Origin of the sequence: Stenotrophomonas sp. CASM106 (assembly GCF_049384825.1) — a bacterium.
Taxonomy (GTDB): Bacteria; Pseudomonadota; Gammaproteobacteria; order Xanthomonadales; family Xanthomonadaceae; genus Stenotrophomonas; species Stenotrophomonas muris.
This window is the reverse complement of the sequence record NZ_JBMRFS010000002.1, coordinates 329,863-345,839: the sequence shown is the minus strand read 5'-3', so window position 1 is coordinate 345,839 and position 15,977 is coordinate 329,863. Positions and strand designations below refer to the sequence as shown.

Annotated in this window: 17 protein-coding genes; 5 read left to right on the top strand and 12 right to left on the bottom strand. The window is 65.4% G+C overall.

The features are described 5' to 3' along the window. Positions 1 to 141: 141 nt before the first annotated feature. Both VG556_RS05345 and VG556_RS05340 read right to left on the bottom strand, forming a co-directional pair. A complete protein-coding gene (locus tag VG556_RS05345; protein ID WP_100449983.1) occupies positions 142 to 2,364 on the bottom strand; it encodes a methyl-accepting chemotaxis protein in 2,223 nt (740 codons plus the stop codon). Positions 2,365 to 2,926: 562 nt separating this feature from the next. Continuing rightward, positions 2,927 to 3,136 carry a zf-TFIIB domain-containing protein gene (locus tag VG556_RS05340; RefSeq protein ID WP_111144174.1) on the bottom strand — a complete coding sequence of 70 codons (210 nt, stop codon included), beginning with the start codon at positions 3,134 to 3,136 and terminating at the stop codon, positions 2,927 to 2,929. Between the two features lie 397 nt (positions 3,137 to 3,533). Between VG556_RS05340 and VG556_RS05335 the strand changes: the two genes are divergently transcribed. From VG556_RS05335 to VG556_RS05320, 4 genes are all read left to right on the top strand, one after another. Beyond that, on the top strand, positions 3,534 to 3,926 hold the full coding sequence (locus VG556_RS05335) for a ribonuclease inhibitor (protein ID WP_100449645.1): 393 nt from the start codon (positions 3,534 to 3,536) through the stop codon (positions 3,924 to 3,926). A gap of 135 nt (positions 3,927 to 4,061) precedes the next feature. Then, positions 4,062 to 6,653 (top strand): DNA mismatch repair protein MutS, encoded by a 2,592-nt coding sequence (gene mutS, locus VG556_RS05330; RefSeq protein ID WP_111144173.1) that lies wholly within the window; start codon positions 4,062 to 4,064, stop codon positions 6,651 to 6,653. Between the two features lie 321 nt (positions 6,654 to 6,974). Next, entirely contained in the window at positions 6,975 to 8,486 is a 1,512-nt protein-coding gene (locus VG556_RS05325; RefSeq protein ID WP_185741883.1) for a catalase, read from the top strand. 108 nt (positions 8,487 to 8,594) lie between these two features. After that, positions 8,595 to 9,197 carry a DUF937 domain-containing protein gene (locus tag VG556_RS05320; protein WP_014646409.1) on the top strand — a complete coding sequence of 201 codons (603 nt, stop codon included), beginning with the start codon at positions 8,595 to 8,597 and terminating at the stop codon, positions 9,195 to 9,197. Between the two features lie 38 nt (positions 9,198 to 9,235). Here VG556_RS05320 and VG556_RS05315 read toward each other — a convergent pair whose 3' ends face one another. Both VG556_RS05315 and VG556_RS05310 read right to left on the bottom strand, forming a co-directional pair. Continuing rightward, positions 9,236 to 9,643: an RNA-binding S4 domain-containing protein gene (locus VG556_RS05315; RefSeq protein ID WP_014646408.1), complete on the bottom strand. Its 408-nt coding sequence runs from the start codon at positions 9,641 to 9,643 to the stop codon at positions 9,236 to 9,238. Positions 9,644 to 9,652: 9 nt separating this feature from the next. Next, the gene (locus VG556_RS05310; protein ID WP_014646407.1) at positions 9,653 to 9,892 is read right to left on the bottom strand and encodes a hypothetical protein; all 240 of its coding nucleotides are present in this window, start codon (positions 9,890 to 9,892) and stop codon (positions 9,653 to 9,655) included. Positions 9,893 to 9,954: 62 nt separating this feature from the next. On the opposite strand from VG556_RS05310, the gene VG556_RS05305 reads away from it, so the two are divergent. Beyond that, a complete protein-coding gene (locus VG556_RS05305; protein ID WP_100449631.1) occupies positions 9,955 to 11,415 on the top strand; it encodes an MATE family efflux transporter in 1,461 nt (486 codons plus the stop codon). Between the two features lie 117 nt (positions 11,416 to 11,532). Here VG556_RS05305 and VG556_RS05300 read toward each other — a convergent pair whose 3' ends face one another. From VG556_RS05300 to VG556_RS05265, 8 genes are all read right to left on the bottom strand, one after another. Next, positions 11,533 to 11,940, bottom strand: a complete 408-nt coding sequence (locus tag VG556_RS05300; protein WP_100449630.1) for a DUF1801 domain-containing protein — start codon at positions 11,938 to 11,940, stop codon at positions 11,533 to 11,535. Positions 11,941 to 11,978: 38 nt separating this feature from the next. Then, on the bottom strand, positions 11,979 to 12,413 hold the full coding sequence (locus tag VG556_RS05295; RefSeq protein WP_032956352.1) for a DUF1801 domain-containing protein: 435 nt from the start codon (positions 12,411 to 12,413) through the stop codon (positions 11,979 to 11,981). Positions 12,414 to 12,492: 79 nt separating this feature from the next. After that, on the bottom strand, positions 12,493 to 12,873 hold the full coding sequence (locus VG556_RS05290) for a DUF6404 family protein (protein ID WP_032956354.1): 381 nt from the start codon (positions 12,871 to 12,873) through the stop codon (positions 12,493 to 12,495). A gap of 82 nt (positions 12,874 to 12,955) precedes the next feature. Beyond that, positions 12,956 to 13,357 carry a 50S ribosomal protein L19 gene (gene rplS, locus VG556_RS05285; RefSeq protein WP_005415736.1) on the bottom strand — a complete coding sequence of 134 codons (402 nt, stop codon included), beginning with the start codon at positions 13,355 to 13,357 and terminating at the stop codon, positions 12,956 to 12,958. 154 nt (positions 13,358 to 13,511) lie between these two features. Further along, positions 13,512 to 14,270 (bottom strand): tRNA (guanosine(37)-N1)-methyltransferase TrmD, encoded by a 759-nt coding sequence (gene trmD / locus VG556_RS05280; RefSeq protein WP_046429552.1) that lies wholly within the window; start codon positions 14,268 to 14,270, stop codon positions 13,512 to 13,514. A gap of 8 nt (positions 14,271 to 14,278) precedes the next feature. Then, positions 14,279 to 14,791 carry a ribosome maturation factor RimM gene (rimM, locus tag VG556_RS05275; protein WP_005408595.1) on the bottom strand — a complete coding sequence of 171 codons (513 nt, stop codon included), beginning with the start codon at positions 14,789 to 14,791 and terminating at the stop codon, positions 14,279 to 14,281. A 44-nt stretch (positions 14,792 to 14,835) separates the two neighbouring features. Then, positions 14,836 to 15,096 carry a 30S ribosomal protein S16 gene (gene rpsP / locus VG556_RS05270; RefSeq protein ID WP_005415733.1) on the bottom strand — a complete coding sequence of 87 codons (261 nt, stop codon included), beginning with the start codon at positions 15,094 to 15,096 and terminating at the stop codon, positions 14,836 to 14,838. Positions 15,097 to 15,282: 186 nt separating this feature from the next. Further along, the gene (locus VG556_RS05265) at positions 15,283 to 15,885 is read right to left on the bottom strand and encodes a suppressor of fused domain protein (RefSeq protein WP_049404396.1); all 603 of its coding nucleotides are present in this window, start codon (positions 15,883 to 15,885) and stop codon (positions 15,283 to 15,285) included. Between the last annotated feature and the right edge of the window lie 92 nt (positions 15,886 to 15,977).

Here is a 15,977-nt window from a genome sequence, read left to right as displayed (position 1 = left end):
TGTCCTCCCGCGGCTGGCAACCGGAAGTGAAATGCGCGTGTCCGCGGCCTCATCGGCCATCGCGCGTTCAGGAAGAAAATCCGCGCCCATCACGATCAGCCATCGTGATGGACGCCGTCTCCCTGCCGGCTTTGCCCTCTGCTAGAACTCTTCCCAGCCACCGGCATTGGCCGCCAGTGTCGGCTCGATGCGCGGCGACAGCGCTGCCGCCCTGCGCATCGGGGTGACCGTCGCGGTCACCGCAGCCAGGGCCGGACGCACGGCTGCAGCCGCCGTTACCGCGCCGGTGCGGAACACCGAAACCGCCTCGGCCAGCAGGTTCGCCTGCTCCTCCATGGAACGCGCCGCAGCACTGGCCTCTTCCACCAGTGCCGCATTCTGCTGCGTGGTCTCGTCCATCTGCACCACCGCCTGGTTCACCTGTTCGATGCCCGAACTCTGCTCCTGCGAGGCAGCAGAGATATCGGCCATGATGTCGGTCACGCGCTGCACGGAAGCAACGATCTCGCCCATCGTGGTGCCTGCCTGTCGGACCAGCGCCGATCCATCGGCGACCTTGCCAACCGAATCTTCGATCAGGCCCTTGATCTCCTTGGCCGCACCGGCCGAGCGCTGTGCCAGCGTGCGCACCTCACTGGCCACCACCGCAAAGCCCCTGCCCTGCTCGCCGGCACGCGCGGCTTCCACCGCCGCGTTCAACGCCAGGATGTTGGTCTGGAAGGCAATGCCATCGATGACCGAGATGATCTCGGCGATCTTCTTCGACGAGGCCTCGATGGCCGACATCGTGGTGACCACCTGGCCGACCACCTCGCCGCCCTGCGAGGCGACACCGTGCGCACCGATGGCGAGCTGGTTGGCCTGGCGGGCGTGCTCGGCGTTCTGCTTCACGGTGGAGGTCAGCTCCTCCATCGACGCCGCCGTCTCTTCCAGGTTCGCCGCCTGCTGCTCGGTGCGCCGCGACAGATCGGTGTTGCCCGAGGCGATTTCGCCTGCCGCCAGGTTGATGCTGGACGCACTGGCCTGGATGCGGCCGACGATCTGCTTGAGCTGATCGACGGTCGCATTGCAGTCATCGCGCATGCGGGCGAACACGCCGTGGAAGTCACCCTGCATGCGCACAGTGAGGTCACCGCGCGAGATCGCCTGCAGCAGGGTCGACACCTGCACCAGGTTCTCGTCGGTGGTCTGCATCAGGCGATTGAGCCCGGCCACCATGTCGCGGAAATCGTAGGCGAAGCGATCTTCATCGCCGCGCAGGCTGAAGTCGCCCGCCGCCGCGGCCGTCGCCAGCCGGCGGATCTCGCTGTTGATCGCCGACAGGCTGGTCTTGGTCTCGTCCATTGCCTGGGTGATCGCCGCCTTCTCGCCCGGCAGCGGATCCATGTCCACCGACAGGTCGCCACGGGCGTAATGCTTCATCACTTCGATCAGCCGGTTCTGTACCTGCACGTGTGAGCCGACCAGCGCGTTGGTCTCGTGCACCATGCGCCCGTAGTCACCAGGGAAGGCACTCTCGTCCATGCGATAGCTGAGGCTGCCCGCATCGTGCTGGCGCGCCAACTCGCCCTGCGCCGCCATCACCGACTGCAACTGCGCCTGCATGCGCTGCATCGACCTGAGCAGCTGCGTGACCTCATCGTTGCCGGAGGCGTCAATGCTGTTGTCCAGCCGCCCATTGGCGATGCCGTCGGCCAGCTTCACCGCGCCTTCCAGCGGGCGGGTCAGGCTGCGGGTGATGGCCCACGCGGCCAGCGAGCCCAGTACCAGGCTCAACACGCCGAACACGATCGACAGCGTGCCGGTCCAGGATTCGGTTGAACGGTATTCCTCGCGGCTGCGCTCGGTCAGTGTCTCCTGATGCCGCAGCAGGGTCGAGATCGCTTCGTTCCACGCGGTTGCCAGCCCCTGCTCGGCAAGCAGTTCCTTGGCCGCGCCGTCGAAATCCCCGGCCTTCATGCGCTCGTGAAGATGCCGGGTGGAGGCGTCGGTGGCCTTGCGTGCCGCGTCGATTTTCGCCACCAGGGTATCGCCGGTCGCGTCGCGCGGAATCCTGATGTACCTGGCCCAGATACCGTCGTAGGTCTGCGACAGCTCCTGCGCCTTCTGATAATCCCTGTCAAAATCCTCGCCGCGCTTGATCACCATCAGGCGGCGGTGCATCAACACCGCGTTGTTGGTATCCAGCATGTCGTTCAACAGCCGCATCTTCACCATGTTGACGTCCACCACTTTCTCGAACTGGGCGGACTTCAGGTGATTTCCGTACAGCGCCAGGCCAACGATGGCCACGATGAACAGCAGCAGCAATCCAAACCCGGCACCCAGCCGGGATCCCACTCGGAGGTTGCGTAAGGCGAGCATCTCAATTCCCTTGATCATGGCCGTACGATCGATGGCGGCGCAGCGCACGGAAACTTTATGGGTCGATATTATTGTATCGATCCAAATCTCTGGAACTATGCAGAAAGGTGTGAAGGACACACTTAATGGAGGTGGTTATTCCTGCCGGGCATATCAATGCACGAGCACATCAATCGCAGTCATCACGCAGCGCTCGCGAGTCGTGACCGCAGAAACCGTCACCTGATGCACGGAGGGGGAGGATGAAGCCCATCGATCCTGGCACCCTTCTGTCCAGAGGAACAACGCGCTGCTTCGCGACTACCGTCAGGGCTGCAATCTGGCATCTGCCATCGCAGGGCCCCGACCCTTGAGTATTTCAACCCTGATGAAGGGGTCCAGACCCCATTACAATCGACTGCCACTGATCTCCCACTTATTGACCTTCAAGTCAATAAAACCGCAGTCATTGAGATTCTCGTCGCTCTGGAAGTAGGAGACGGGAAGGTCACCCCATGCTGCACGGACCCACGCGCTGCGCTGAGGCAATACGATCGAGGAGTGCATGGAAACTGCGTACTTTCTACTCATGCCTGTCCACGAAAATTGACTCCCAGGACGGGGCGACGGAAATTTCCTCAAGATACCGCTCAAGGTCTCTGAACGGAGAGACCCCTATAGCAGCGAAGGAGAACCACACGGCATCGCACTCGTCGCAGACAAATATCTGAACGCCGCGCTCCTTTACTTGAGCTTTCAACACCTCACCCTGCTCACAACGGGGACAGATCAAACTACCCCCACCGCACCGGAGACGCAGATACAACGTTACTGACCATCCCAGGAACAATTTCCCAGACCTTTCTTGCCGATGATACAGGAGGAGAATCTATTTCCATCACCCAGCCAGTCATCATTGACAGTGGAAGTTGAACGCGCCCGAGGGGGTCCTGCTGCCGATGGCACCAATCAATGAAGAAGAAGACTTCGGGCGAACTCTCTACCAGCTGATGGCCCTGCTATTGGCGATGGGTCACGTCGTTTTCTTCCCTGCAAACCGGCGCGCGCCACGACGGGAGTGCCGAGCACTTTGACTCAGCAAAGTAGTTTGCCAAACCCCAGCATGGGTCCGCAAAGCATCCGGCGCTCAGCCATGTCCAACGCACAGGGAACAACGCTACAGTCGACATATGTCGCTCATCCTGCAGATCGAAGGCTGTGCCATTCACGACATCCCCAGCCTGTATGCGGAGATCAACCGCGTGTTCATGGCCGGCGAGGACTGGCAGCTCGCGCCAAGCCTGGACGCCCTGGATGATCTGCTGCATGGCGTCCATGGCGTGTTGGCCGGCCATGAGCGGGCCACGGTGATCTGGAGTGATATCGAGCACAGCCGCGCCGCACTGGGACGAACTACCACATGCCAGTGGCTGCAGTCCAAGCTGGAAGCCCCGGGCACCTTCAACACGCGGACCATTGCGCGCCAGCTGGACGCCCTGCAACGGGGCGAGGGCCCAACCTACTTCGAGATCGTGATGGATATCTTCGCCAGCCACCGGCAGATCACCCTGGTCCCGGCCTGACCCGGTGGCTGTGCGGTACCCGCCTGCCACCGGTAGCCGCAGCCCTGTGCCCCAGCAGTTACCATGGACGGCCCTGTACCCGCTCCGTTGCCGCTGCCCTCCGGCGCGAACGGACGCCCCGGATTCACGAGCCCCATGTCCAAAGAAAAGTCCGCCGAACACACCCCGCTGATGAAGCAGTTCTTCGCAGCCAAGTCCGAGTATCCGGACCTGCTGCTGTTCTTCCGCATGGGCGACTTCTACGAGCTGTTCTACGACGATGCGCGCAAGGCCGCGCGCCTGCTCGACATCACCCTGACCCAGCGTGGCAGCTCCGGCGGCGCGCCGATTCCGATGGCCGGCGTGCCGGTACATGCCTATGAAGGCTACCTGGCGAGGTTGGTGGCGCTGGGCGAGTCGGTGGCGATCTGCGAGCAGATCGGCGACCCGGCGCTGGCCAAGGGCCTGGTCGAACGCAAGGTGGTGCGCATCGTCACCCCCGGCACCGTCACCGACGAAGCGCTGCTGGATGAGCGCCGTGACACCCTGCTGATGGCGCTGTCGCGCACGAAGCAGGGCTACGGCCTGGCCTGGGCCGACCTGGCCGGTGGCCGCTTCCTGGTCAATGAAGTCGAGACCGACGACGCGCTGGAAGCCGAACTGGCCCGACTGGAACCGGCCGAGCTGCTGGTGCCCGACGAGGAGAACTGGCCCGACTTCCTGCGCCAGCGCACCGGCGTGCGCCGCCGTGCGCCGTGGCTGTTCGACGCGGACAGCGGCCGCCGCCAGCTGCTGAACTTCTTCAAGCTGCACGATCTGAGCGGCTTCGGTATCGATGACAAGCCACGTGCCACCGCCGCCGCCGGCGCCCTGCTCGGTTATGTCGAGGAAACCCAGAAGCAGCGCCTGCCGCACCTGACCTCGATCGCGATGGAAACCGCCGGCGAGGCGATCGCGATGAACGCCGCCACCCGCCGCCACCTGGAACTGGATACGCGCGTCGACGGCGATACCCGCAATACCCTGCTGGGCGTGCTCGACAGCACGGTGACGCCAATGGGCGGGCGCCTGCTGCGCCGGTGGCTGCACCGCCCGCTGCGCCTGCGCGAGGTACTGGTACAGCGCCACCATGCGGTGGAAACCCTGATCGATCGCGGCAGCGATGCCGACATCCGCGAACAGTTCCGCCGCCTCGGCGACCTGGAACGCATCCTGACCCGCGTCGCACTGCGTTCGGCGCGCCCGCGTGATTTCTCCACCCTGCGCGATGGCCTGGGCCTGCTGCCGGCGGTGCGCGAAGTGCTGGCGCCGCTGGATTCACCGCGCCTGCAGGCACTGCATGCCGCCTTGGGCGAGCACGACGCGTGCGCACAGCTGCTGGCCAGCGCCATCGCCGAAATGCCGCCACTGAAGCTGAGCGACGGCGGCGTGCTGGCCGATGGCTTCGATGAAGAGCTGGACGAGCTGCGCCGCCTGTCCACCCATGCCGACCAGTTCCTGGTTGACCTGGAACTGCGCGAGCGCGAGAGCAGCGGCATTCCCACCCTGAAGGTGGGCTACAACCGCGTGCACGGCTACTACATCGAAATCAGCAAGGGCCAGTCCGATCGCGCGCCGGTGCACTACACCCGCCGCCAGACGCTGACCAATGCCGAGCGTTACATCACCGAAGAACTGAAGGCATTCGAGGACAAGGTGCTGTCCGCGCGCGACCGTTCGCTGTCGCGCGAGAAGTACCTGTACGAGCAGCTGCTGGATACCCTCGGCGCGCAGCTGGAACCGCTGAAGCAGTGCGCCGCCGCGCTGAGCGAACTGGACGTGCTGGCCGCCTTCGCCGAACGCGCGCAGGCGCTGGACTGGTCGCGACCGGAACTTGAAACGGCACCGTGCCTGAAGATCGAGCGTGGCCGCCATCCGGTGGTCGAGGCGGTGCGCGAGCAGCCGTTCGAACCCAACGATCTGGATCTGCATCCGGACCGCCGCATGCTGGTCATCACCGGTCCGAACATGGGTGGTAAATCGACCTACATGCGGCAGAACGCGCTGATCGTGCTGCTGGCCCACATCGGCAGCTTCGTGCCGGCCAGCCGGGCGCTGATCGGCCCGATCGACCGCATCCTGACCCGCATCGGCGCCGGTGACGACCTCGCCCGCGGGCAGTCGACCTTCATGGTCGAGATGGCCGAGACCAGCTACATCCTGCACCACGCCACCGCGCATTCGCTGGTGCTGATGGACGAGATCGGCCGTGGCACGTCCACCTACGACGGCTTGGCGCTGGCCGACGCGGTGGCCCGCCACCTGGCCTACCAGAACCGCTGCTACACGCTGTTCGCCACCCACTACTTCGAGCTGACCGCGCTGGCCGACGAGCAGCACGAGGGCGGCCGCAGCGGCATCGCCAACGTGCACCTGGATGCCGTCGAGCACGGTGAAGCGCTGGTGTTCATGCACGCGGTGAAGGACGGCCCGGCCAACCGCAGCTTCGGCCTGCAGGTGGCCGCACTGGCCGGCCTGCCGCGCGCCACCGTGGCGCAGGCGCGCCGTCGACTGGCCGAGCTGGAACAGCGCGGCGGTGAGAGCCATGCCGCCGAGCTGGCGCCGCAGGCATTGGATGCACCGCAGCAGTTCGGCCTGTTCGCGGCGCCGTCGAACAAGGCACAGGAAGCACTGGCCGCCATCGATCCGGACGAACTGACGCCGAAGCAGGCACTGGAAGCGCTGTACCGACTGAAAGCACTGCTGTAACCGCAGCGCGCACCCATGGCTTCCCGCCGCCATGCGGGAGGCCTGTCGAAAGATCCGGCAAATCTTATTCTTCGTTTTAATTGACAGAAACTATCAAAATGAACGGATCATTCGATTATTCATTTCATCTGGCCCTAGCTAAAGTCGAGTGAAGATGTTCCATCCCGTCTTCACCCGCAGGAGCCAGCCATGAGCCAGTCCGATAACAACAGCCCGAAATGTCCGTATCACACCGCGCCGTCGCCTGCGGAAGGCGCCCAGCAGCAGCGCGAGCTGAGCACTACCCCGAAGCAGAAGCACGGCGATGAACCGGTCACGCCGATGACCACGGCCTTCGGCGCACCGGTGGTGGACAACCAGAACAGCAAGACCGCCGGCCCGCGTGGCCCGCTGCTGATGGAAGACGTGTGGCTGCTGGAAAAGCTGGCCAACCTCAACCGCGAGATCATTCCCGAGCGCCGCATGCACGCCAAGGGCTCGGGCGCATTCGGCACCTTCACCGTCACTCACGACATCAGCAAGTACACCCGCGCCAAGCTGTTCGAGAAGGTCGGCAAGCAGACCGAGATGTTCGCCCGCTTCACCACGGTGGCCGGCGAGCGTGGCGCCGCCGACGCCGAGCGTGACATCCGCGGCTTCGCCCTGAAGTTCTACACCGAAGAAGGCAATTGGGACCTGGTCGGCAACAACACGCCGGTGTTCTTCCTGCGCGACCCGCGCAAGTTCGCCGACCTCAACAAGGCCGTCAAGCGCGACCCGCATACCAACCTGCGCAGCGCACGCAACAACTGGGATTTCTGGACGCTGCTGCCCGAAGCCCTGCTGCAGGTGACCGTGGTGATGAGCGACCGCGGCATTCCGCGCAGCTTCCGCCACATGCACGGTTTCGGCTCGCACACCTACAGCTTCACCAACGCCGACAGCGAGCGCTTCTGGGTGAAGTTCCACTTCGTCAGCCAGCAGGGCATCGAATCGCTGACCGACGCGCAGGCGCAGATCCTGGTCGGCCATGACCGCGAAAGCCACGGCCGCGACCTGTTCGCCGCGATCGAGAAGGGCGACTTCCCGAAGTGGAAACTGTTCATCCAAGTCATGCCGGAACTGGAGGCGGAAACCTACCGCATCCATCCGTTCGACCTGACCAAGGTGTGGCCGAAGAGCGACTACCCGCTGATCGAAGTGGGCCAGTTCGAACTGAACCGCAATCCGGTCAACTGGTACCAGGACGTGGAGCAGTCGGCGTTCGCGCCGAGCAACCTGGTGCCGGGTATCGGCCCGTCGCCGGACAAGATGCTGCAGGCGCGCCTGTTCGCCTACTCCGATGCGCAGCGCTACCGCCTGGGCGTCAACCACCACCAGATTCCGGTGAACGCGGCGCGCTGCCCGGTGCACAGCAACCACCGCGACGGTGCGATGCGCGTGGACGGCAACTACGGCGGCCTGCCGCACTACGAACCCAACAGCTACGGCCAGTGGCAGGAACAGCCGCAGTACCGCGAACCGCCGATGAAGATCCGGGGCGACGCCGACTTCTGGAACTTCCGTGAGGACGACGCCGACTACTTCAGCCAGCCCGGTGCGTTGTTCCGCAGCTACAACCAGGCACAGAAGGAGCGACTGTTCGCCAACACCGCCCGTGCCCTGGGCGATGCGCCGGACTTCATCAAGCAGCGCCACATCGACAACTGCAGCAAGGCCGACCCGGCCTATGGCGCTGGTGTTGCCGCGGCGCTGAAGGCGCTGGCCAGCCAGCCAACGGATCCGTTCAAGCCGGCCCAGCCGGAAGCGGACTTCCCCACCGCGACCCCGGGTGCCGAAGACATCGAGCTCTGATCGCCCTGCCCCGTGAACGCCACGCCGCCTCCCCGTGAGGCGGCGTCGCCGTTTTAACGGTCTGCGTCGTACCTTCTGCACGCCCAACCCCAATCAAGGATTCCGCAGATGAGCCTGACCGACGAACTTCTCGCCAAATTGCAGGGCGCCCCGCTGCAGCAGGTATCGCAGCAGCTCGGCATCAGCGATACCCAGGCCTCCGGTGCGATCAGTGCCGCGCTGCCGGTGCTGATGGGCGCGCTGGGCAACAACGCCTCGCAGCCGCAGGGCGCACAGGCGCTGCTCGGTGCACTGCAGAACAACCACAGCGGCCTGGACCTGGGCAGCGTGCTCGGCTCGGTACTGGGCGGCGGTGGCGGTGGCGCCGCCAGCGACGGTGCCGGCATCCTCGGCCACATCTTCGGCGGCAGCCAGCAGAAGGTGGAAACCGGCCTGGCCCAGGCCACCCAGCTCGACAGCGGCCGTACCAGCCAGCTGCTGCAGATCCTCGCACCGATCGTGATGGCCTTCCTCGCCCAGCGCCTCGGTGGTGGCCAGGCCGATGCCGGCTCGCTCAGCCAGGCCCTCGGCCAGGAAAAGCAGCAGGTGCAGCAACAGGGTGGTCTTGCCGGCGGCCTGCTTGGCAGCGTGCTGGACCAGGACGGTGACGGCCAGCTCGGCGTGGGCGATCTGCTGAAGATCGGCGGCAGCCTGCTGGGCGGCAAGCGCTGAGCCAAGGGGGCGCCGGACCCGGTCTGGCGCCCTGCAACTTACAACGCGTCGATATCGCCGAGCGCGCGGATCAACCGCCGTGCGCGTTTGTCCGGCTTGTGCTCCGGCGGCTGGAAACCATCGCGTGCGGCGATGCGCAGCGCACGCTGCTCGGCGCGGCGGGCCCTGGAGGCCTCACTCTCGGCATACAGCTGCTGCGCCGCCGGCGCCGGCCCGCGCTGATCGCTCAGCCCCAGCACCTGGATCTCGAAATGCTCCTCGCCGCGATCCACCTGCAGCTGCTCGCCGACGCGCACCGCGCGTGAGGATTTCGGGCGCTGCCCAGCCACGCTGACCTTGCCGGTCTCGATGGCCTGCTTGGCCAGGCTGCGGGTCTTGAAGAAACGGGCCGCCCACAGCCAGATGTCCAGGCGGACACTGGGCGGCAGCGGGGAAAGCTCGGTCATCGGCAGGGACTACTCCGTTCGCTTGTTCAGGGGACGCGGGTTGTCGGGGTCGGTGCGGCAGCCGCTGCCCCCGATCAGGGTGGGTACGCCGGCAGAAAGATCCTGGCGCTGGCTGCCGACCAGGCACTCGGGCCGGTCGGTGGGCCGCACCTGGGTATCGCCCAGCCGGTCACCTGTCGAACATGCGGCCAGTACGACGCTGATCAAGGCCAGCGCCAGGCTCCACTTCACCTGCAGTCGTTGATGCATTGCCACATCCCGCAAACCGGCTTGGTGCTAGTGTGCGCCTCCCGGGATTCGATCACCACTCCATGGCCAAAGCGCCGCTTGACCTGACCTCCGGCCCGATCGGCCGCAATCTCCTGCTGTTTTCCCTGCCGATCCTGGCAGGCAACATCGCGCAGTCGCTGAACGGTTCGGTGAATGCGGTCTGGGTCGGGCGCTTCCTCGGTGAGGCGGCACTGACCGCCACCGCGAACGCCAACAACATCATGTTCTTCCTGATCGGCTCGGTGTTCGGCTTCGGCATGGCTTCGACCATCCTGATCGGACAGGCGATCGGCGCGCGTGACATCGCGCAGGCGCGGCGCGTGGTCGGCACCAGTGCCACCTTCTTCATCGGCCTGTCGGTGATCATCGCCATCGCCGGTTGGTTCATGGCCCATCCGCTGCTGGCGGCGATGGGCACGCCGGCCGCCTCGCTGCCATTGGCCGAGGCCTACCTGCAGATCATCTTCCTGGCGATGCCGACGCTGTACGCGTTCGCCTTCCTCACCGCCGCCCTGCGCGGTGCCGGTGATTCGCGCACGCCGTTCCGCTTCCTGATGGTATCGGTGGCACTGGACATCGTGCTGAACCCTGTACTGATCTTCGGCATGGGGCCCTTCCCCGCGCTGGGCATCGCCGGCTCGGCCTGGGCCACGCTGGTCGCGCAGACGCTGTCGCTGGCCGGCCTGCTGCTGTACATGCGGCACAAGCGCCACACCCTGTGGCTGGGCCGCGCCGACCTGCGCCTGTTCAAGCTCGACATGACCATCCTCAAGGCGCTGGTGGTCAAGGGCGTGCCGATGGGCCTGCAGATGGTGCTGATCTCGCTGTCGGTGATCCTGCTGATGACCATGGTCAACCAGTACGGCACCGACACCGCCGCGGGCTACGGCGCGTCCCTGCAGCTGTGGAACTACCTGCAGATGCCGGCGATGGCGATCGGCGCGGCGTGCTCCTCGATGGCCGCACAGAACGTCGGCGCTCAGCGTTGGGACCGCGTGCGCGGTACCGCACGCCAGGGCGTGCTGTTCAACTTCCTGCTGACCGGCGCGCTGATCCTGCCGTTGGTTGTGTTCGATCGCCAGCTGCTGGCGCTGTTCCTGCCGCCGGCCAGCCAGGCGCTGGACATCGCCCGCCACCTCAACCATGTGGTGATCGGCTCGTTCCTGTTCTTCGGCGTCAGCTTCGTGATCTCCGGCGTGGTGCGCTCCACCGGCGCGGTGATTCCGCCACTGCTGATCCTGGCCGGCTCGCTGTGGGGCGTGCGCGTGCCGTTCGCCGAACTGCTGCAGCCGTACTGGGGCGCCGATGCAATCTGGTGGAGCTTCCCGGTCAGCTCGCTGGTGTCGATGCTGCTGTCGCTGGCGTATTACCGCTGGGGCGGCTGGCGCAAGGCGAAGATGATGGGCAAGCCCTCGCATGCCGAAGAACTGGCGACGCCGTCGGAGATTCCGGCCAGTCCGCCGTCGCCGGTGGCCGACCCGGATGCCGCACCACCACGGTAGTGCCGGCCGCCGGCCGGCAACCTCATGGACCGGCCAATGACAAGGTAGTACCGGCCGCTGGCCGGCAACCTCACACCTCTCCAGCAGCATCGCGCAACAGCCGGCCAGCGGCCGGCTCTACCGTTTCTTCTTCGCCGCATTGAACGCCGCCGCTGCGCGCAGCAGCGCCTTGAACGCAGCGGCATCCGGCATCGCACCTTCATGGATGTCGATCGCACGCCGCGTGTTGCCCTCCAGGCTGGCGTTGAACAGGCCCTTCGGGTCCGCCAGCGCCGCACCGTTGGCGAAGGTCAGTTTCACTGCCTGCTTGTAGGTTTCGCCGGTGCACAGGATGCCGTTGTGCTCCCACACCGGTGTACCGCGCCACTTCCAGGCTTCCTGCACGTCCGGCAGCGCTTCATGGATCAATGCACGCACGCGTGCCAGTGTTTCACCGCGCCAGTCTGCCAGCTCGGCGATGCGTGCATCGATCAGTTCGGCCGCCGGTGTTCCGGCATCGGCCGGGTTGGGGGCATGCGTAGCCATCAGGAGCTCTCGTCGGGAAAGGAATGAGAAAGTCGGGGTTACATGCGCTCGCCGGGCAACGCGGCGGCCTGGCGCACCCAGTCGAGGAACTGTGCCTCATCCAGCGCGCCATCCTGTGCGATATGCAGGTAGCGCGTATCGGCACTCCTGGACGGCTCGGGCGGCATCGGCTTCAGCACCGCGCCACGAAAGAACGCCACCTTGATGTAGCGGGTGAAGCAATGGAAGCTGAGAAACCAGCCTTCGCCCGGCGCCACCGCATACATCGGCGAGTTCCACTTCACCGCCTTGTGCACGCCGGGTACGGCCCGTTCGATCAACGCATCCAGCTGTGCGCCGACCGGGCGTTTCCAGTCCGGCATGGCGGCGATGTATGCCTGCACCGGAGCATCGCCCTCGCCCTTGGCGATCCGGGGGTTGCCGCCGGACAACAGCGTGGGCGCGGTGGAAGGTGCGGTTCGCTTGGCAGGCATCGCACGGCACGTCCATCGGGATGAAACCGCAGCCTAGCGCGGCCCGTAGCCAGCGGTCACGGCGCAGTGCGCCATCGGCTCAGTCCGCCTGCCGCGCCCGGAACTGGCGCCAATCCGGCAGCTTGCGGTGGCGGCGCAGCGAGCGCATCAGCGCCGCCATCACAAGGCCGAACAGCGCGCCGGCCACCAGACCGGCCACCAGCAACAGCACCAGCGGACGTTCGCTGCCCTGCCACAGCATCAGCCACATCAGCGCGGTCCAGAACAGCCCGAACAGCAGGCCCTGCACCAACGCGTTGGTGCCAAAGCCGGCCAGGATCGGTGGCGGCAGTGCGATGCCCAGGCGCCACAACAGGCGATGCAGCAACGGCGCCGATTGCACGCGTGCCAGCCCCTTGCCGTCGAGAAAGCGCAACGCCGACTGGATCACGGCCGGATAGCGAAGGTTGATGTCGTTCATCACCTGATCGTGGCCGATGCGATGCCGGAAACGCAAACGGCCACCCGAAGGTGGCCGTCGCGGCAACAACCGAAGTTGTTTATCAGGCCTTGTCGGCCAGACGGGCAGCCTTGGCGGCAGCAGCGGCAGCCAGGTCTTCCTTGATGCGGGCAGCCTTGCCTTCCAGGCCACGCAGGTAGTACAGCTTGCCGGCGCGGACCTTACCACGACGCTTCACTTCGACCGAGTCGATGATGGCGCTGTGGGTCTGGAAAACGCGCTCGACGCCGTAGCCGTGCGAGATCTTGCGGACGGTGAACGAGGAGTTCAGGCCGGCGTTCTTGGTGGCGATGACGACGCCTTCGTAGGCCTGCACGCGCTCGCGGCTGCCTTCCTTCACCTTCACGTTGACGACAACGGTGTCGCCCTGGCTGAACTTCGGCAGTTCACGGGTGATCTGGGCGGATTCGAATTCCGCGACGATGGACTTGTTCAGCTTGCTCATGGGTTACACCGATTCTTGTTCGGGTGGGCGTGTCGTATCGACAACGTAGGCTCATGCAGTCACCGGACTGTGCTGCACGTTTGTTTTGGGTACTGCGCGCGCCGACCAGGGCCGACGGGAATTGGCCATGATAGCCGATAAAGCCGACCCTGCGCTAGGGGCTGGCCTTCTGGTTCCGGGCCTGACGGCCCTGCTCCAGCAGTTTGCGGTCGGCCTTGCCCAGTGCCTGTTCATCCAGCAGGTCCGGGCGCCGCTCGGCGGTCCGGAGCAGCGACTGCTGGCGACGCCAGGCGGCGATGGCCGCGTGGTTGCCCGAGCGCAGCACGTCCGGCACGTCACCCAGCGGGTGCTGGGCCGGCTGGCTGTAATGCGGGCAGTCGAGCAGGCCGAGGTCGCCCTCGAAGCTGTCCTGCGCCGCCGATTCGGCGTCGTTCAGGGCACCGTCCTGCAGGCGGGCCACGGCGTCGATGATCACCGCCGCGCCCAGTTCACCCCCGGACAGCACGTAGTCGCCGAGGGAGATCTCCTCGTCGACATTGGCCTCCAGGAAACGCTCGTCGATGCCCTCGTAGCGGCCGCAGAGCAGGACCACGCGCGGCAGCGCCGCCAGTTCCCGCACCTTGGCCTGGGTCAGCGGCGCCCCCTGCGGGCTGAGGTAGATCACCCGCGCCGGGGTCGGATCGGCCTCACGGATCGCCTGCAGGCAGGCCTGCAACGGCTCGATCAGCATCACCATGCCCGGGCCACCACCGAACGGACGGTCGTCCACGCGGCGGTAGTTGCCTTCGGCGTAATCACGGGGGTTCCAGCCGTGCAGGCTGAACAGCCCCTTCTCCTGCGCGCGCCCGACCACGCCCAGTCCGGCGGACTGGGCGAGGAACTCGGGGAACAGGGTGATGACGTCGAAACGCATGCTCACGCTCAGAACTCGGGATCCCAGTCGACCACGACCAGGTTGGCCTCGAAGTCGACCGACTTGACGAAGTCCGGCTGCACGAACGGAATCATCCGCTCGCGGTCACCGCGGACCACCACCACGTCGTTGGCGCCGGTGCTGAACAGGTGCGAGACCTGGCCCAGGGCAACGCCCTCGGTGGTCTTCACGTCCAGGCCTTCCAGGTCCACCCAGTAGTACTCATCGGGCTTCGGCGGCGGCAATGCACTGCGGGCCACGTAGATCTCGGTGCCGCGCATCGCTTCGACGGTATCGCGGTCCTCGACGCCGGGGAAACGGGCGACCAGGTGCTTGCCGCTGTCGCGGCCACGCACACCTTCAATCGTGGTTTCCACGCCGGACGGGCTGCGCACGATCCACGGCTGGTAACGGAAAATGGCGGAACGTGGCTCGGTCCAGGACTCGAGCTTGATTTCGCCGCGCACACCAAAAGCGCCGACAACCCTGCCCAGCAGGATGCGGCGCTCGATATCTTTCATCTGCTTCAACCAAGAGGGCCACGCCGAAGCGTGGCCCGTCAGGATCAGGCCGCAGCGGCCTGGGACTTGGTCGCTTCCTTGATCAGGTTGCGGACCTTGTCGGTCGGCTGGGCGCCGTTCTTGACCCAATGGTCAACGCGGGCCAGGTCCAGCTCGATGCGCTTCTCGGCGCCCTGGGCAACCGGGTTGTAGAAGCCAACGCGCTCGATGTTGCGGCCGTCGCGCGCGCTGCGCACGTCGGTGACGATGATGTGGTAGAACGGACGCTTCTTGGCGCCGCCGCGGGTCAGTCGAATCTTGACCATGGTGTTTTTCCTATTGCCCAGTCGCCAGGATGGCGAGGTAAGCGGGCGATTATAGCGGCAGAGCCCGGCCGAGCCAACCCCGGGCTGTATCCATCTTCACGGTAGCGCAGTGCTATGCCTCGCCACTTTCGTTCAGCAAAGTGATCAACCTCCGACCGCCCCTCCAAGATTCCCGGGGCGATAGCGTCAGAGCGCTCCCGCTACCGGCGCCCGATGCATGTCCAGCACATCTACCTCGTGCCGCTGCAGCAGGTCGTCAAATGCATCGCCGCCAATCCGCTCGACAAGTTGCCGCTCGGATTCGTGGATGGCGATGCACTGCAGCCAGTTGATGGCAACCGGCGGGAACTGCAGCCCCGGGAACCTGGCGTCATTCCAGAAGAAGGGCGGCACCAGATAGACGTGCGGCATCCGGGTCGACGGGAAGTAGTCCTGCAGGATGTCGGGAATCACGCTACCAGGCTGCACCGCCGCACGATCGCGCATGATCGCGAAAGCCGTCGAGGCGACGACGTTGTCCCAATGCAGCGCGTCCTGTTCTGCACACGCACACAGCTCGACGCGCGTTTCCAGTTCGTGCCCCTCCGCATGACATAACACAGAATCCGATAGGCCGATGGACGAGATGGACTTCAGCCCTGCTTCCGGAGAGCTGAACATCGTGAGGATATCGACCGAACGTAGGCGATGATCATCGTGAAAGGCCTGGACCTTGGGCCGCCCCTCAGCGCCCATGACCTTGATTGCGTGCATCGCTACCGCGCGATGCTGCTCGGTGACCGTACCCATATCTGATTGGAACTCCTGAGTGTTGTTCGCTGCGGACGCATCCGCCGGGCATGGCCCGGCGCTACCGGCTGCAACGCTTCAAGGTAGCGTCC

What these genes read in the sequence shown, in the direction of transcription:
- VG556_RS05345 (WP_100449983.1), bottom strand. Translation starts at nt 2,364, where the DNA reads ATGCTCGCCTTACGCAACCTCCGAGTGGGATCCCGGCTGGGTGCCGGG.
- VG556_RS05335 (WP_100449645.1), top strand. Translation starts at nt 3,534, where the DNA reads ATGTCGCTCATCCTGCAGATCGAAGGCTGTGCCATTCACGACATCCCC.
- mutS (WP_111144173.1), top strand. Translation starts at nt 4,062, where the DNA reads ATGTCCAAAGAAAAGTCCGCCGAACACACCCCGCTGATGAAGCAGTTC.
- VG556_RS05325 (WP_185741883.1), top strand. Translation starts at nt 6,975, where the DNA reads ATGACCACGGCCTTCGGCGCACCGGTGGTGGACAACCAGAACAGCAAG.
- VG556_RS05320 (WP_014646409.1), top strand. Translation starts at nt 8,595, where the DNA reads ATGAGCCTGACCGACGAACTTCTCGCCAAATTGCAGGGCGCCCCGCTG.
- VG556_RS05315 (WP_014646408.1), bottom strand. Translation starts at nt 9,643, where the DNA reads ATGACCGAGCTTTCCCCGCTGCCGCCCAGTGTCCGCCTGGACATCTGG.
- VG556_RS05310 (WP_014646407.1), bottom strand. Translation starts at nt 9,892, where the DNA reads ATGCATCAACGACTGCAGGTGAAGTGGAGCCTGGCGCTGGCCTTGATC.
- VG556_RS05305 (WP_100449631.1), top strand. Translation starts at nt 9,955, where the DNA reads ATGGCCAAAGCGCCGCTTGACCTGACCTCCGGCCCGATCGGCCGCAAT.
- VG556_RS05300 (WP_100449630.1), bottom strand. Translation starts at nt 11,940, where the DNA reads ATGGCTACGCATGCCCCCAACCCGGCCGATGCCGGAACACCGGCGGCC.
- VG556_RS05295 (WP_032956352.1), bottom strand. Translation starts at nt 12,413, where the DNA reads ATGCCTGCCAAGCGAACCGCACCTTCCACCGCGCCCACGCTGTTGTCC.
- VG556_RS05290 (WP_032956354.1), bottom strand. Translation starts at nt 12,873, where the DNA reads ATGAACGACATCAACCTTCGCTATCCGGCCGTGATCCAGTCGGCGTTG.
- rplS (WP_005415736.1), bottom strand. Translation starts at nt 13,357, where the DNA reads ATGAGCAAGCTGAACAAGTCCATCGTCGCGGAATTCGAATCCGCCCAG.
- trmD (WP_046429552.1), bottom strand. Translation starts at nt 14,270, where the DNA reads ATGCGTTTCGACGTCATCACCCTGTTCCCCGAGTTCCTCGCCCAGTCC.
- rimM (WP_005408595.1), bottom strand. Translation starts at nt 14,791, where the DNA reads ATGAAAGATATCGAGCGCCGCATCCTGCTGGGCAGGGTTGTCGGCGCT.
- rpsP (WP_005415733.1), bottom strand. Translation starts at nt 15,096, where the DNA reads ATGGTCAAGATTCGACTGACCCGCGGCGGCGCCAAGAAGCGTCCGTTC.
- VG556_RS05265 (WP_049404396.1), bottom strand. Translation starts at nt 15,885, where the DNA reads ATGGGTACGGTCACCGAGCAGCATCGCGCGGTAGCGATGCACGCAATC.